General features: G+C 41.5%; 9 protein-coding genes and 1 tRNA gene. 9 read left to right on the top strand and 1 reads right to left on the bottom strand.

The window, feature by feature from the left end:
* Nucleotides 1-3: 3 nt before the first annotated feature.
* The 8 genes from frr (at nucleotide 4) to BLP87_RS00665 (ending at nucleotide 12,019) form a co-directional block, all read left to right on the top strand.
* A complete protein-coding gene (gene frr / locus BLP87_RS00700) occupies nucleotides 4-555 on the top strand; it encodes a ribosome recycling factor (RefSeq protein WP_026666602.1) in 552 nt (183 codons plus the stop codon).
* 25 nt (nucleotides 556-580) lie between these two features.
* The gene (locus BLP87_RS00695; protein WP_026666603.1) at nucleotides 581-1,309 is read left to right on the top strand and encodes an isoprenyl transferase; all 729 of its coding nucleotides are present in this window, start codon (nucleotides 581-583) and stop codon (nucleotides 1,307-1,309) included.
* A gap of 14 nt (nucleotides 1,310-1,323) precedes the next feature.
* Entirely contained in the window at nucleotides 1,324-2,148 is an 825-nt protein-coding gene (locus tag BLP87_RS00690) for a phosphatidate cytidylyltransferase (protein ID WP_074461008.1), read from the top strand.
* Between the two features lie 85 nt (nucleotides 2,149-2,233).
* On the top strand, nucleotides 2,234-3,385 hold the full coding sequence (locus BLP87_RS00685) for a 1-deoxy-D-xylulose-5-phosphate reductoisomerase (RefSeq protein WP_074461007.1): 1,152 nt from the start codon (nucleotides 2,234-2,236) through the stop codon (nucleotides 3,383-3,385).
* Nucleotides 3,386-3,394: 9 nt separating this feature from the next.
* Nucleotides 3,395-4,447: an RIP metalloprotease RseP gene (gene rseP, locus BLP87_RS00680; protein WP_074461006.1), complete on the top strand. Its 1,053-nt coding sequence runs from the start codon at nucleotides 3,395-3,397 to the stop codon at nucleotides 4,445-4,447.
* A 24-nt stretch (nucleotides 4,448-4,471) separates the two neighbouring features.
* A complete protein-coding gene (ispG, locus tag BLP87_RS00675; protein ID WP_074461005.1) occupies nucleotides 4,472-5,530 on the top strand; it encodes a flavodoxin-dependent (E)-4-hydroxy-3-methylbut-2-enyl-diphosphate synthase in 1,059 nt (352 codons plus the stop codon).
* Between the two features lie 69 nt (nucleotides 5,531-5,599).
* Entirely contained in the window at nucleotides 5,600-10,126 is a 4,527-nt protein-coding gene (locus tag BLP87_RS00670) for a PolC-type DNA polymerase III (protein WP_074461004.1), read from the top strand.
* A 222-nt stretch (nucleotides 10,127-10,348) separates the two neighbouring features.
* Nucleotides 10,349-12,019, top strand: a complete 1,671-nt coding sequence (locus BLP87_RS00665) for a hypothetical protein (RefSeq protein WP_074461003.1) — start codon at nucleotides 10,349-10,351, stop codon at nucleotides 12,017-12,019.
* Between the two features lie 44 nt (nucleotides 12,020-12,063).
* Here the strand turns inward: BLP87_RS00665 and BLP87_RS00660 are convergent, their stop codons facing one another.
* Nucleotides 12,064-12,927, bottom strand: a complete 864-nt coding sequence (locus tag BLP87_RS00660; RefSeq protein WP_051198925.1) for an Rpn family recombination-promoting nuclease/putative transposase — start codon at nucleotides 12,925-12,927, stop codon at nucleotides 12,064-12,066.
* A gap of 369 nt (nucleotides 12,928-13,296) precedes the next feature.
* Here BLP87_RS00660 and BLP87_RS00655 point away from each other — a divergent pair.
* Nucleotides 13,297-13,368: transfer RNA gene (locus tag BLP87_RS00655), tRNA-Glu, on the top strand.
* The last annotated feature ends 117 nt before the right edge of the window (nucleotides 13,369-13,485 follow it).

Raw genomic sequence — 13,485 nt, 5'->3', positions numbered from 1 at the left:
TTTATGAACGAAAGAATTAAAGAATACAACGACAAGATGCAGAAGTCTTATGATTTTCTCAAGGAAGATCTGGCTTCTATCCGTGCAGGAAGAGCCAATCCACATGTGCTTGATAAGATAAAGGTTGATTATTACGGAACACCCACACCTCTTCAGCAGGTTGGTAACGTTTCTGTTCCGGAAGCACGTATTATTCAGATTGCACCCTGGGATAAGACACTTATCAAGGATATCGAGAAAGCAATAATGACATCGGATCTGGGTATTACTCCAAGCAACGACGGTGCCGTTATCAGACTTGTTTTCCCCGAGCTTACTGAGGAAAGAAGAAAACAGCTTGCAAAAGATATCCGCAAGAAGGGTGAAGATGCAAAGGTTGCAGTCAGAAATGTAAGACGTGACGGTAATGATGCACTTAAGAAGCTTAAGGGCTCTGACGTATCCGAGGATGAGATCAACGATCTTAATGATGAACTTCAGAAGGTAACAGATAAGTTCATTAAGGATATTGATGCAGCTGTAGAAGAGAAGAACAAGGAAGTCATGACTGTTTGATTTCCGATAAGTGGGAAATTGTATTATGGAAGAAAATAAAAATATACCTGCACATGTAGCGATAATTCTTGACGGAAACGGAAGATGGGCAAAGGCAAAGGGACTTCCCAGAAATGCCGGACATGTGCGGGGGGCAAAAGCTGTTGAGGATATTTTGGTAGATGCCAGAGATATGGGCATCAAATATCTTACGGTTTATGCTTTTTCAACAGAAAACTGGAGTCGTCCTGAGGCAGAAGTTTCTGCTCTCATGACGATTTTACGTAATTACCTTAAAACAAGTATAAAGAAAGCAATGAAGAACAATGTAAGATGTCGTGTTATCGGCGACAGAAGTGCTCTTGCAAAGGATATCATTGAGGCTATTGAAAACCTTGAGGAGACGACTGCGGGAAATACAGGACTTACTTTCACCATTGCCATCAATTACGGAAGCAGAGACGAGATCAGAAGATCCGTCGTTAAACTTGCGGACAAGGTAAAAAATGGAGAACTTGATCCTTCAGAGATTACAGAAGATATGATAGCTTCAAATCTTGATACTGAATATATGCCGGATCCCGATCTTTTGATCAGAACCTGCAATGAGCAGAGAGTATCAAACTATTTATTGTGGCAGCTTGCTTATACGGAGTTCTATTTTACGCCTGTCGCTTGGCCTGATTTTAATAAGGCCGAACTTGAAAAGGCAGTAGAAGCATATGGGAACAGAAACCGTAAATTCGGAGGTCTCAAGCAGGATCAGATTGAATAAGCGGGGATAGAGCATTGAAAACGAGAGTGATTAGCGGAATCGTGATAGCTATTGGGCTTGCGGCGGTTCTGATTTCGGGGGGATATTTTCTGGCAGGCGTGCTTTTTGCCGTTTCACTTGTCAGTTATAATGAGCTTACGAAAGCTACCGGAGTCCATGACTCCGAAAAAAAATATAATCCGCTTGAAGTTTGCGGATATATATCGATAGTAGTACATTATCTTCAGATGATAGTGTTAAGAGATTACAGGTATTATATTTTTTCATTGATGTTTGCCTTTTTCCTGATAATGGCATGTTATGTTCTGACATTTCCAAGGTTTACATCTACAAAGGCAATGTCGGCTTTTTTTAGTTTTGTATACGCGCCGGTCAACATGTCTTTTGTATTCCTGTTAAGGATTCGTCCCGATTATGGATGGATTTTTGCATGGGTGCCTTTTATTGCATGGGTAAGCGATACATGCGCTTATTTTACGGGAAGAGCATTTGGCAAACACAAGCTCGCACCTGTTCTTTCACCGAAGAAAACAATCGAAGGCGCGGTAGGTGGTGTACTCGGCTCGGTAATAGTGGGATTTATAATTGGATATGTTGTATATATTCAAAAAATACATGACATTAAATTCCTCGTTGTTATGATAATTATTACTTTTGTGGGAAGTATTATCGGACAACTGGGAGACCTTCTTGCATCGGGGATTAAGAGAGACCACAATATCAAAGATTACGGAAATGTTATTCCGGGACACGGTGGTATCATGGATCGTTTTGACAGTGTTATTTTTGTGATACCATGTGTATATTTTTTGGCTGCGGTGTTATACCGTTTGTTATAAGGCAAGGCATTAGAGAGTCGCAGGCAGTTAGATCGGCGGCTCTTTTCCTTTTTAAGTTATATAGGAGTATAAAAAGAGAGAAAAGATGCGTAGTATAGTATTACTTGGATCTACGGGATCCATTGGAACACAGACACTTGATGTTGTCAGAAATAATAAAGATGAGCTTAAAGTTGTGGGACTTGCGGCAAACAAGAGAGTTAATGAAGTTGAGCAGCAGGTCAGGGAGTTTAATCCCAAATATGTTTGTATGTTTGATCAGGAAGCGGCAAAAGAGCTTCAGGAGAAAATAGCCGATACCGGTATAAAGGTTATGTCCGGAATGGACGGACTTCTTGAGATGGTCTCTGTTCCCGAAGCAGATACCGTTCTTACTGCGGTTGTCGGAATGATCGGAATAAGACCTACTATAAAGGCGATTGAAAGCGGAAAGGACATAGCTCTTGCGAACAAGGAGACTCTTGTTTGCGCGGGACATATTATCATGCCTCTTGCTAAGGAGAAGAATGTACAGATTCTTCCCGTTGATAGTGAGCACAGTGCTATTTTCCAGTCCCTTGTGGGACAGCCCAAAGATAAGGTTGAGAAAATCCTTCTTACCGCAAGCGGTGGCCCTTTCAGAGGAAAGAAGAGGGAAGAACTCGCTGCTATGACAGCGGCTGATGCGCTTAAACATCCCAATTGGGATATGGGCCCAAAAGTTACGATAGATTCATCATCTCTTGTAAATAAGGGACTTGAAGTTATGGAAGCAAGATGGCTCTTTGATGTGAGCCTTGATAATATCGAAGTTCTGGTTCATCCCCAGAGCATAGTTCACAGTGCTGTTCAGTATGTTGACGGTGCTGTTATTGCGCAGCTCGGAGTACCTGATATGAAACTTCCGATTCAGTATGCTCTTTTTTACCCGGACAGACGTCCTATGGCAGAGAAGAGGTTGGATCTTTTTGAACTTGGAAGTCTTACTTTTGAAAAGCCCGATACTGATACCTTTAGAGGTCTTAAGCTTGCATTTGACTCGGCATATGCGGGAGGCAGCATGCCTACTGTATTTAATGCGGCAAATGAGATGGCGGTCAGAAGATTTTTGAAGGGTGATATCAGATATCTTGAGATATTCGATATGATAGAAGAAGCGATGACACATCATAACAAGATAGAAAATCCCGATGTGTCTGCAATACTTGATACCGAGAAGGAAGTTTATGAGTTTCTTGGCACAAAATATGGAATTTGAGGAAAAATAATGATAGCCAGTATAGTGATCTTTTTTATAATATTTGGAGTTTTGGTTACATCACACGAATTCGGACATTTTATAATAGCTAAGTCCGGTGGAATTCGTGTAAATGAATTTTTTGTCGGAATGGGACCGACAATCTGGAAGAAACAAAAAGGAGATACTCTTTACAGCATTAAACTTCTCCCGATAGGAGGAGCTTGCGTTTTTGACGGGATGGATCCTGTTGAAGAAGAAAAAGAAGGGTATGATGAACATTCATTTTTGCGTGCACCTGTGTGGCGCAGGATTGCAACTTTGTTTGGAGGACCGTTTGCAAACTTTATAATCGCTTATATTCTGGCGGTTGCCCTTGTGAACTTATCTCCCTGGGATATGCCTACAATAAAGGCGCTTACCGAGGATTCTGCGGCTCAGGAAGCGGGAATGGAAGCCGGAGATACGATCATAAGCATAGATGGCGAGAAGGTATATATGTCATCCGAGATAATGCTTATTTCCCAGTTTGCCGAAGGCTCACCGATGGATATTGTTTATGAAAGAAACGGTGAAGTTAAGAAGACTGTGCTCACACCTAAGTTCAGCGAAGAGAACAAGCGCTATTACATGGGGGTGTATCTTGGTGAGTACAAGGATGTTAAAGGTCCCGAGTCTCTTAAATATGCATGGTACACTGTTAGATATAATTTTATAGCAACTTACAGAAGTCTTGCTCTTTTGGTTCAGGGCAAACTTTCGAAGGATGATGTTTCGGGGCCTGTAGGTATGGTCAAGATTGTTGATGATACCTATGAAGAAGTTAAGCCATACGGCGCATCGGCGGTTATTGTTGTAATGCTGTCGCTTACGGTTCTTCTGTCTGTGAATCTGGGAATCATGAACCTTCTTCCTTTCCCTGCGCTTGACGGCGGAAGACTTGTATTCCAGTTTATAGAAGTGATATTCGGAAAGCCTGTACCGCCTGAAAAAGAGGGCGTTGTGCACATGGTTGGAATGATGCTTCTTATAGCGCTTATGGTATTTGTTTTAGTTAACGATATTACCAAATTTACAAGGTAATGATTGATTATTGGGAGAATTATTATGGCATACAGAGATAATACTAAAGTCATAAAGATAGGCGACAGAGTGATAGGAGGAGGCAATCCTATTCTCATTCAGTCTATGACAAATACAAGAACAGAGGATGTCAAAGCGACGGTTGCGCAGATACACGAGCTTGAAGCTGCAGGTTGCGATATCATCAGATGCACTGTTCCGACTCAGGAAGCTGCGGAAGCTGTTAAAGAGATAAAGAAACAGATTTCAATTCCTCTTGTTGCGGACATCCATTTTGATTACAAGATGGCTATAGCCGCTATGGAAAACGGCGCCGATAAGATAAGGATCAATCCCGGAAATATCGGCTCCAAAGACCGTATCGCAGCAGTGGTATCATGTGCAAAAGAGAGAAATATTCCCATAAGAGTCGGTGTTAACAGCGGTTCTCTGGAAAAAGATCTTGTAGAAAAATATAACGGTGTAACGGCAGAGGGACTTGTTGAGAGTGCTCTTGATAAGATAGGTATAATCGAAGAACTCGGATACGACAATATGGTCGTAAGTATCAAGTCATCAAATGTTATGCTTTGTGTAAAGGCACATGAACTTCTTGCTGAGAGATGCAGATATCCTTTGCATGTCGGCATCACTGAAGCGGGAACTTTGTGGGGCGGAAATATCAAGTCATCGGTTGGACTTGGAATAATTCTTAATAAAGGAATCGGAGATACGATAAGAGTGTCTCTTTCGGGTAACCCTGTTGAAGAAATCAAGACTGCAAAAGCAATCCTTAGGACTCTTGGCATAAGAGAGGGCGGAATAGAAGTTATTTCATGCCCTACATGCGGAAGAACCAAGATAGATCTTATCTCACTTGCAAATCAGACAGAGACGCTCGTTCAGAACTATCCTGATCTTAATATCAAGGTCGCTGTTATGGGATGTCCCGTAAACGGCCCCGGCGAAGCCAAGGAAGCCGATATAGGAATTGCCGGCGGCATAGGAGAAGGACTCCTTATTAAAAAGGGCGAGATCATTAAGAAAGTTAAAGAAGATGAGCTTCTTGCCGTTCTTAAAGAGGAGCTTGATAACTGGAAATAAGCTTTTTAGGATCGGACGTGCTGTAGAAAGAAGTTTTGGGGAACCGGAGTATTCCGTGTGAGGGAGTAGATGTCAAAAAGTTTTTTTGAGGTTTTTCCTACGCTTAAGCTTGATGCAAAGACTAAAGAGATCATGGAACAGACTGTGGTTGAAAAAGTCTCTACAACAAGAAAGCAGGATTTTATAAGAATATATATATCAAGCAACAATCTTATTGATAAAGCGGATGTTATAAAGGCTGAGACGGGGATAAAAAAGCAGTTTTTTGGAAATCAGGATCTTACGGTCAAGATTTACGAGAAATTCTCCCTCTCGGCGCAATATACGCCCAAGAATCTTATTGATATATACAAAGATAGTATTGAGCTTGAACTAAAGGACTATGACCATATGGAGTATAGTCTTTTTCGTTCTGCACAGTTTCTTTATCCCGAGGACGGCAATATCGTAATTCAGCTTGAGGACAGCGTTGTCGGGCAGAAAAAAGCGCCGGATCTCGTTAGGGTTCTTTCAAAGATAATCAATGAAAGGTGCGGCCTTACCGCATCGATAACTCCTGAATTTATCGAGGTTGTAAAAAATACAGAGGAGCCAGATTATTCCGCAGAGTCGGCTAAGATGGCCAAAAAGCTTGAGGACGCTGAACAGAGGTCGGAAGAAAAGAAAAAGCAGAAGGAAGAACAGGAAGCTGCAAAGACAGCAGCTGCGGAGAAGAAAACTGCTCCGGAGAAACCTGCCGGAAAAGCCTTTGGAAAAGAAGGCGGCGCTTCAAAAGGAAAATGGGGCGGAAAAAGAGATTTTGGAGGAAGCTTCAAGAGGTCGGATAATCCTGATGTTATATTCGGAAGGGACTTTGACGATGAGACTATGAAGCTCTCGGATCTCGTCGGAGAGCTCGGAGAAGTCTGCGTTCACGGCAAAGTAATTCTTTTTGATAAGAGAGATATCAGGAATGAAAAGAGTATTCTTATCTTTGACATAACTGACTTTACGGATTCGATTACGGTAAAGATGTTCGTAAGGACCGAGGATGTTCCCGAGATCACAAAAGATATCAAGATGGGAGCGTTCCTTAAGATCAAGGGTATTGCTGCGGTTGATAAGTTCGATCATGAGCTTTCTATTCAGTCGGTTGCCGGAGTTAAGAAAATCCCTGACTTTACAAGTAAGCGTGTCGACAGAGCGGATGTAAAGCGAGTTGAGCTTCACTGCCATACCAAGATGAGCGATATGGACGGTGTTTCCGAAGTTAAGGACATTGTAAAGCAGGCTTATAAATGGGGTATGCCCGGAATTGCCATCACAGATCACGGCGTTGTGCAGGCACTCACCGATGCTAATCACGTCTGGGAAGATCTTTATTCTGCGGAAAAGAAAAGAAGAAAAGAAGCAGGAGAGCCTCCCATTGAGAGGCAGGATTTTTTTAAACTGATACTGGGTGTGGAGGCTTATGTTGTCGACGACCTTAAGGAAATAGTTGTAAATGACAAGGGACAGCCTATCGAAGATACGACCTTTGTTGTATTTGATATTGAGACGACAGGTTTTTCGCCTATTAAGAATAAGATAATCGAGATCGGTGCCGTTAAGGTAAGAAACGGAGAGATACTTGAGAGATTTTCCGAGTTCATAAATCCTGAGGTTCCGATTCCGTACAGGATCACCAAGCTTACAAGTATCACGGATGATATGGTTATTGATGCGCCGACAAGGGAGGTTATAATACCGCGTTTTGTTGAGTTTTGTAAGGATGCGGTTCTTGTCGGACACAATGTCGGATTTGATATCAGTTTCATAAATCAGAACTGTAAAGAGCTTGGTATTGATGTTGACTATACGACAGTTGATACGCTGTGGCTTTCAAGATACTTTTTCCCTCTTCAGGCAAAGCATACGCTTGATGCGGTCGCAAAGACTCTTGGAGTTGTTCTTGAGCACCATCACAGGGCGGTTGATGATGCCGAGTGTACGGCGCTTATATTTAATAAATTCGTGCCTATGCTTAAAGAGCAGAAGGCTGAAACGCTTACGGATGTAAATATACTCGGAAAGCCTACAAAAGAGATGATAAGACACCTTCGCCCGAATCACTGCATTATTTTGGCGAAGAATACGCTTGGAAGAGTTAATCTGTATACTCTTGTAAGTGAGTCTCATGTTGATTATTTCAGGAGATTTCCTCTTGTTCCAAAGAGCGAACTTATAAAGCACAGGGAAGGACTCATTGTCGGAAGCGCCTGCTGTGCGGGTGAACTCTACGGAGCGGTTGTAGAAGGAAGGCCGCCTGAAGAAATAGCTAGACTTGTTGATTTCTATGATTATCTCGAGATTCAGCCTGTTGCGAACAACCGCTTTATGATTGACTCCGAGAGATATGAAGATATAAACAGTGAAGAAGATATCAAGAATATAAATAAAGAGATAGTTAGGCTCGGAGAGCAGTTTAATAAGCCTGTTGTCGCCACTTGTGATGCGCACTTTTTAAATCCCGAGGATGAGATATACAGGACTATCATCATGGCCGGAAAGGGAATGAATGATGAGGAAGAATCACCTCTTTTCCTCAGAACGACCGATGAGATGATGGCTGAGTTTGATTATCTTGGCGGTGATAAGGCAAAAGAGATTGTAATAGACAACACCAGGATGATCCTTGATATGTGTGACAGCATATCGCCCGTAAGACCCGATAAGTGCGCGCCTGTTATTGAAAATAGTGATGAGATTCTTACCAAGATCTGTTATGACAAGGCACATGAGATATACGGAGACAATCTTCCCGAGATAGTTCAGGAACGTCTTGAAAGAGAGCTTAATTCAATTATCAAGAACGGTTTCGCGGTTATGTATATCATTGCGCAGAAGCTTGTTTGGAAGTCTAATGAGGACGGATACCTCGTTGGATCGCGTGGATCTGTAGGATCTTCTTTCGTTGCCTTTACTTCGGGAATTACGGAAGTTAATTCGCTTAGTCCGCACTATGTGTGTCCTAAGTGCAAATACAGTGATTTTGATTCGGAAGAAGTGCTTAAATACGGCGGTAATTCCGGATGTGACATGCCTGATAAGAGGTGCCCGAAGTGCGGAGCTCTTTTGTACAAGGACGGATTTGATATCCCGTTTGAGACATTCCTTGGATTTAAGGGAGACAAGGAGCCTGATATCGACCTTAACTTCTCGGGTGAGTATCAGTCCAAGGCTCATAAATATACCGAGGTTATTTTCGGCTACGGACAGACTTTCAGAGCGGGAACCATCGCGTCTCTTGCGGATAAGACGGCATACGGTTTCGTAAAGAAATATTATGACGGCATCGGTTCGAGTAAAAGAAAATGTGAGATAAACAGAATAGTTCAGGGATGTACGGGTATCAGAAGAGGTACCGGTCAGCATCCCGGAGGAATCATCGTTTTGCCGGTGGGAGAGGATATCAATTCATTCTGTCCTGTGCAGCACCCTGCAAACGATATGACAACCGCGACAATCACGACACATTACGACTATCACTCGATTGATCACAACCTGCTTAAGCTCGATATTCTGGGACACGATGATCCTACGATGATAAGATTTTTGCAGGATTGCACGGGACTCGATCCCAAGCTCGTTCCTTTGGATGATAAAAACGTAATGAGTCTGTTTATGAATACGACTGCTCTCGGTGTTACGCCTGAGCAGCTGGGCGGAACGAAGCTCGGATGCCTCGGACTTCCCGAGTTCGGTACAGACTTTGCCATGCAGATGGTTATCGACGCCAAGCCTACATCATTGTCTCACCTTATAAGGATTTCGGGACTTTCACACGGTACGGACGTTTGGCTTGGCAATGCCCAGACTCTTATTCAGGAGGGTAAGGCTACGATCGATACCTGTATCTGTTGTCGAGACGATATCATGATCTATCTCATTCAGAAGGGTATGGATAAGTCTCTTTCCTTCAAGACCATGGAGTCCGTGCGTAAAGGAAAAGGACTTAAGCCGGAGATGGAAGAAGCCATGATCGCTGCGGGAGTGCCCGATTGGTATATTTGGTCCTGTAAAAAGATCAAGTACATGTTCCCGAAGGCTCATGCGGCCGCATACGTTATGATGGCGTGGAGAATCGCATACTTCAAGGTTTATGTTCCGCAGGCATTCTATGCTGCGTGGTTCAGTATAAGAGCTAAGGCGTTCAACTATGAGCATATGTGCCAGGGCGAGAACCACCTTCATGCCGTTATGAATGACTACAAAAACAGGAAAGATGAGCTTTCAAATGCACAGCAGGCTGAGTACGGCGATATGAGACTTGTTGAAGAGATGTACGAGAGAGGAATCGAGTTCCTTCCAATCGACATCTTTAAGGCTAAGTCCAGAGAATTTCAGGTTATAGGAGATAAGATCATGCCTGCGCTTAACAGCATAGACGGAATGGGTGAAAAAGCTGCCGACCAGATCGTCGAAGCTGCCAAAGACGGTCCGTTCCTTTCAAAGGACGACTTCAAACAAAGAACAAAGTGCCCTCAGGCGGTTATCGACAAGATGGCAGATATGGGGCTCCTTGGCGATATTCCCGACTCCAATCAGATTAGTATCTTTGATCTAATGAAAGGATAGAAAAAAGCTCGAAAATGCTGACTTCTATGAGCAACGTCGAAAGGAAGCATTTTCGGGCTTTTTGAAATTAATAAAATCCGCGCACAGCCGAACATCAGCAGATACAGCTGTATGCCGTCAGCCTGGCGCCGGTGCAAACTACACAAACATTTCACAGTTCAAATGCCTGCACCTATGTATAATATGCTTTGGGTTAGGTAATGGGCAACGAAAGGACAATCAATGAAGAAAAAAATATTTGCGTTAGCTGCGCTGGCATTTCTGCTTGCAGGATGTGCCAAGTCATCGAACGGGGATGCGCAGTCTACAGCTGCGGTGGAAAGCGGATCTGAAGTTGATTCGGCATCCGAAGCCCAAAGCGAGGTTGTGGAAAACGCTTTGACAAATGAAGAACTGGCTGAATTTGCTCAGTTGTTCTGGACTTGTGAATATAGCGGTTTTTTAGATGACGGATTTAACAGCCCCAAGGATATTGAGTGGGATGATGTTTTTCAAAACGGTGCAGGAATAAATGTAGAAAATATAAGTGAGGACGAGAAAGAAGCCTATCTGGAGGCAACACATCAAGATTGTCTTTACGATATTGACACTTTTATAGTTATTAGAAAGACTGATATGATGAATTTCACGAAAAAACATGCAGGATATGAGTATGCTCCCGATAAAGATGATCTGGATACATGGGGAGACGATTATAATCATTGGATCTATCTGGAGAAGTATGATTCATATTATTTTATGAATGTATGTTGGAAGGAACTAAAATACTGCAGTTGTGTTTCAGGAGAAAAAGAAGGAAACGTATATACTATCAGATTCAAGATGGCTACAGATGATCATTATGGAAAAGACGCCGACAGAGTTTTGAAATTCACTAAAGAAAATGATGAACTTGTAATGATATCAAATGAGATTCAGTGGGACGATCTTTGCGTCAAAGACAAAACATTCGATGCGAATTTGACACAGTTTGACAGTCCTCTGCGTTTTTATACATATAATGTTGATCCTGAAGAGACGGAATTAGAAATCGTAAAAGATGGGAAATATCTTACAACCATTCGGTATTATGTCAAAGCATCTGATGATGCACAATATCCGGTAATTATTGACGATATAGGCTTTTTTGATTTTAACGCAGACGGCTATCAGGATATTGCTGTTTTGTGTATTTCATATTGCGGAAAAAAGATTATTTTGCATGAATATGATTATGAATCAAATGGTTTCTGTGGAATTGCAGAGCTGGATGAAGAAAATGTACCTGAGCTAAAAGGCAATCTAACAATAGCAGAAGCAAAAAAATATCTTCTTGGTGACAATGAAAACGGAGTGTATAACAACTATAAAGAGGTATATGCTCAAATGGCAAAGATCTATCATGTGGCAGATGACGGCTATAAGTTTGATCTTGCATATACTGATGATGACGATATTCCTGAACTTGTAATCGGACGGCCCGGATATTGGGTGTCGCTTTTTGCATATGAAGACGGCCATATTCACAGGCTTATTGATGGTTGGGCATATGGAGCAGGCGCTAATTCCGGATATTACTATGCCGAAAGAAAAAATGTTTTCATCAATGATAATTCCGATTATAACGTTCATTACACTTCATTTATGTCAAAGCGCGATAAAGGTGAGATTGCGACGGATTATTATATAAAATATATCTATTTCAAAGATCTTGACGGTGACGGAAATCCCTCTGAAGAAGAACTTGCTGCGTCCGATGGAGATGATTGCTTTGTCGAATATCATAACAATACTGACAAGAAAATGTCCGAAAAAGAAATTAAAAAAATAACCACAAAATACAGCAAGTATGATTACAAAGAGCTGTGCGGCGATATGGATTATGAGACGCTGCTTGCAGAACTCAGTAAATAAGCAGAAAACAGGCACCATCCACAATTCAGGGATGGTGCCTGAAATTATTTGGCTTCATTTTGGGTGATGCTATCAAAAATCTTTTGAATTTCATCTTTTGGAAGATCCGGAATTGAAGCAATGATTGTATCTAAAGAAACTCCGTTTTTTATAAGATTGATTGCTGTTTGACGGTTGGCTTCATTTTTTCCTTCAAGCAGACCTTTGTTTATTGCATCATCAAGTAAGTAATTCATTGTAGTACCTCCTTTTGGAAAGCGTTCTCGTAATATTTCAAAATGGTTATTACCTGTTAAGACAGATATTATTTTTAGTAGTGGATCAGGAAACTCGATTTGTTCATTATAATCAGCTGTGTCGGTAATCCCACTCATGTATTTGGCAAGTATTTTAAAATCGCTATGAAACAAAGTGTTGATTTCGTTATTGGTCATGTGAGAGATATCAAATACATTGATATGATAATCACTTACATATTTATCAAGACATTTTGGAATGTCTAATCTTTCTTTGAGATTTCTGGGAGCATTCCATGCCTCTTTTCCATAGTATAACACAATAGTTATAACCGGATATCGCTTGGATTGATTTTTTTCCAGAAGCTGGCTTCTGTATGATGCTCCGTCATAACCGATCACGCGTAAGACCATGTCTTTATCTATTGTGGTCTGATTTTCAATTCCTATTATGGAAAATATGACATTTTCTTTTGACCATCGTTTTACAATATCACGTTCTTGTTCGTGTAACTTGCCGTCATCAGCTTTATACTGTGATTTATGTGGGAGGTCGATTAGTTCGTCCTCTTTGATGGTTTGATTTCCTCCAAATAATGTTCCGTTTACAATGTCTGCGAAGATTTTATTGATTTCTTCAAAATGCTTTTCTGCAATATCTTTCTTTCCCATATGCACCTTTCAATTGTATAGATTTGGCGATAAGCCATGAATTCAGCAAAGAATGGTTGTTGAAAAACCTGCTGACTTAGATAGGATATCATATAAATCTTAAGAAATACCTACGAAAAATCTTAAGATTTCTTGTAGATTGTGATGTTATACAGCATCAATCGTTTTCACCATGATAGAGGATGATGTGTTCAAGAGAAAACCGCTTTCCATGCGGCTTTTTCCATATATATACAGCGCAAAAAGGGCAGTGACGGCTACTTTTTTAAAATTTTTTGAAAAAAATTTAAAAAAGTGCTTGCATTATTTCAAACTATGAGATAATATAAACAAGTCGCCGCGATACAGCGGCTGACACAAAGCTACTAAGCCTCGTTGGTCAAGCGGTTAAGACGCTGCCCTCTCACGGCAGAATCAGCGGTTCGATTCCGCTACGAGGTACGCAAGACTGTTTTTAACAGCCCAACCCGAGATCAAGTCCTTTGTGACTTGATTTTTTCTTTGAAGTAGCTGTTTACAAACAGCGCGACGCAAGTTATAATGTAGTTGATTTTAGGA

The sequence above is a fragment of the Butyrivibrio hungatei genome, from assembly GCF_900101605.1.
GTDB lineage: Bacteria > Bacillota > Clostridia > Lachnospirales > Lachnospiraceae > Butyrivibrio > Butyrivibrio hungatei_B.
This window is presented reverse-complemented; position numbering and strand designations above follow the sequence as displayed.

Coding starts and splice junctions, on each gene's coding strand:
- frr (WP_026666602.1), top strand. CDS start 4: ATGAACGAAAGAATTAAAGAATACAACGACAAGATGCAGAAGTCTTAT.
- BLP87_RS00685 (WP_074461007.1), top strand. CDS start 2,234: ATGCGTAGTATAGTATTACTTGGATCTACGGGATCCATTGGAACACAG.
- BLP87_RS00660 (WP_051198925.1), bottom strand. CDS start 12,927: ATGGGAAAGAAAGATATTGCAGAAAAGCATTTTGAAGAAATCAATAAA.
- rseP (WP_074461006.1), top strand. CDS start 3,395: ATGATAGCCAGTATAGTGATCTTTTTTATAATATTTGGAGTTTTGGTT.
- ispG (WP_074461005.1), top strand. CDS start 4,472: ATGGCATACAGAGATAATACTAAAGTCATAAAGATAGGCGACAGAGTG.
- BLP87_RS00665 (WP_074461003.1), top strand. CDS start 10,349: ATGAAGAAAAAAATATTTGCGTTAGCTGCGCTGGCATTTCTGCTTGCA.
- BLP87_RS00670 (WP_074461004.1), top strand. CDS start 5,600: ATGTCAAAAAGTTTTTTTGAGGTTTTTCCTACGCTTAAGCTTGATGCA.
- BLP87_RS00695 (WP_026666603.1), top strand. CDS start 581: ATGGAAGAAAATAAAAATATACCTGCACATGTAGCGATAATTCTTGAC.